This is a genomic window from Mycobacteriales bacterium (genome assembly GCA_036497565.1).
In the GTDB taxonomy this organism is placed as follows: domain Bacteria; phylum Actinomycetota; class Actinomycetes; order Mycobacteriales; family QHCD01; genus DASXJE01.
In genome coordinates, this window is record DASXJE010000118.1 from 1 (window position 1) to 2,382 (window position 2,382).

Consider the following 2,382-nt stretch of genomic DNA (forward strand, 5'->3'; position numbering starts at 1 on the left):
CGCCTGGCCGGGCACCCGGCCCGCACCAGGGCCCTGCGCGACTTCATCCGCTACGCGCAGTCATTCCCCGGCGTCTGGTTCGCCACCCGCACCCAGATCGCCGACGCCTGGACGGAGCAATTCGGGTGAGCAACGCGGAGCATCTTTGCGAAGCCGTGCGCTCGGTGTCGGACGAGCTGTGGGACCTCAACGTTTTCATGCACGACCACGTCGAGACGGCGTTCGAGGAGCACGCGGCGGCGGCGGCTGTCACAGGCCTTCTGGAGCGCCACGGCTTCGAGGTTCAGCGCGGTCTCGTCGGTTACGACACCGCATTCTGCGGCACGATCGGCCCGGCGGAGCCGTCTGCGACGATTGCCTTCGTGTGCGAGTACGACGGGCTGCCGCCCTACGGGCAAAGTTGTGGGCACAACGTCGCCACCGCCGCGTCGGTCGGGGCAGGCATAGCGATCGGATCGCTCGCCACGCGTCTTGGCGCGCGTGTCCAGGTCATCGGAACGCCGGGCGAGGAGGGCGGCGGCGGCAAGTACCGCATGGCCGACGAGGGGGTTTTCGATGGCGTTGATGCGGCAATGCTCGTGTACCCGGGCATGTACGACATCGGCGCCTCCCGGTCCCTCGCCGCCCGCGCAGTCCGCGTCGAGTTCACGGGAAAGGCCGCACACGCGTCGGCGCACCCAGAGCTCGGCGTCAACGCGCTGGACGCGATGGTGGCCGGGTTCACCTCGCTCGGCCTGCTCAGGCAGCAGTTGCCGTCCGAGGTTCGGGTGCACGGAATCATCACGGAAGGCGGCACCCTGCCGATGGTGGTGCCTGACCACACATCCGCGACGCTCATCGTTCGCGCCGGATCCGCAGCCGTCACCGACGCCACGGTCGCTCGCGTCTCCGCCTGCTTCGAGGCAGCCGCCGTCGCCACGGGTGCAACCGTTCGTGTGACTCCGGCCGACACAATGTCAGAGCCGCTGCTCCCAAACCTGACGCTTGCCGGAGCCTTCGACGACGCGATGCGCTCGATCGGGCGGGAGCCACGCGACACCGACATCCTCGGCGGCGCATGGAGCGGCGACAGTGGCTATCTCAGCCACGTCGTTCCGCTCATCCAGCCACAGGTGCGACTCACGGATGAGACGATCCCGCCGCACTCGCTGGAGTTCCACCAGGCGACCGTCGGGCCGTCGGCGCGGGAGACGATCGTCGCTGCTGCGCAAGGGATGGCCCTCACAGGCCTGAAGCTCGCCACCGACCCTGCGCTCTTGCATCGTGTCCGGGAAGAATTCACCGAGTGCCTGATGCAAGATCGTGATCACATGCCGCGTAAAACGCGGCATGTCACCGCCGGATGACTCACGAGGCAGGCACCTGACGGTTTGGCGTTAATCGAGGACGCATCCGGGTTGTTGCGGCACATCGAACTGCTGCCGAGCGACATCATCGGATCGGCCGGTGAGGCTCGACTGCTGGCGCTGGCCATGCAGTCGAGCCCACGGCTGCCTGTCTCTTCCACCGATGTGTTTATCGTCGACCCATGGGCAAAGATCGCTCCGGCGCCATGAGTGGACACCAAAGTGATGGGTCGGATGATGGCACCGAGCGTGCTCGTGCCGAGCGCACAGCAGCGCAGCTCGAGGCCGAGCGTGCCTGCGCGACACCTACCCCCCGCGAGGCCGTGTTTGCCGCCGTCATGGCCGACCGGGCTGACTGGGATCGGGTCACCCGCCGGCAGTGGCAGCTCGCCGTGGCTGCTGGCGCTGAGTTGCGTCGTCGGCACCCCGGCCGGTCCCACCCGCCGCCGCGCTCAGCCGACCCCGAGCCAGCCACCGGGGCCCTGCGCGATCAGCTGTCTCTCAGCGTGGGGGAGACAGTCAGCGACATGGGGGAGTGGATCAGGGAACTGGCCGACCAGCGCGGCGAATTCGCCGACAGGCTCGCCGGACGGCAGAGCATCATGGTCCCTGCCGAAGATCCCGACCACGACGATCTCGGCCCGGATTTCCCATGTTGACGAGCACGGGTCGGCAGGCGATCCTCCAGCCGTTTTACCGTGCTGGAACGTCGGCGGTCCACCGGCCCTTCTTGAGATGAACGCTGCCGTCCGGATCGATCGTGACCACAGCGCCGTAAACGGGGAGCTTGCCGTCAGTGAGCCACGCATGCCGGATCTCGTCCGCGAGATTCCACAAACGGCGCGGCCCGGACTGTGCGACGACCGGCAGCTCATCTCCGCGCGCCGTGGCCCGTGCCCAGGAACCGTCAGGATGCAGGAGCCAGGCGGTTCGCGTCCCGTCCTCCCCGCTCTGGTAATGGTGCTCGATGCCGGGAACGGTGACGCCGAGCATGCTCTGAAGTTCCCAGGCGTTGCCTACGTTGACGACCGGGTAA

4 protein-coding genes are annotated in these 2,382 nt (G+C 67.7%); 2 read left to right on the plus strand and 2 right to left on the minus strand.

Annotated features, from left to right (window positions below; genetic code table 11):
- Positions 1 to 125 precede the first annotated feature (125 nt).
- Positions 126 to 1,346 (plus strand): amidohydrolase, encoded by a 1,221-nt coding sequence (locus tag VGH85_10525; GenBank protein ID HEY2174232.1) that lies wholly within the window; start codon positions 126 to 128, stop codon positions 1,344 to 1,346.
- Here the strand turns inward: VGH85_10525 and VGH85_10530 are convergent.
- Positions 1,307 to 1,771, minus strand: a complete 465-nt coding sequence (locus tag VGH85_10530) for a hypothetical protein (GenBank protein HEY2174233.1) — start codon at positions 1,769 to 1,771, stop codon at positions 1,307 to 1,309. The two genes, VGH85_10525 and VGH85_10530, sit on opposite strands and share 40 nt — an antisense overlap.
- A 102-nt stretch (positions 1,772 to 1,873) precedes the next feature.
- Between VGH85_10530 and VGH85_10535 the strand changes: the two genes are divergently transcribed.
- Positions 1,874 to 2,005, plus strand: coding sequence for a hypothetical protein (locus VGH85_10535; protein ID HEY2174234.1), 132 nt, complete (start codon positions 1,874 to 1,876; stop codon positions 2,003 to 2,005).
- Positions 2,006 to 2,039: 34 nt separating this feature from the next.
- Here the strand turns inward: VGH85_10535 and VGH85_10540 are convergent.
- Positions 2,040 to 2,382, minus strand: a 343-nt coding sequence (locus tag VGH85_10540; GenBank protein HEY2174235.1) for a hypothetical protein, incomplete at its 5' end; no start/stop codon positions are given.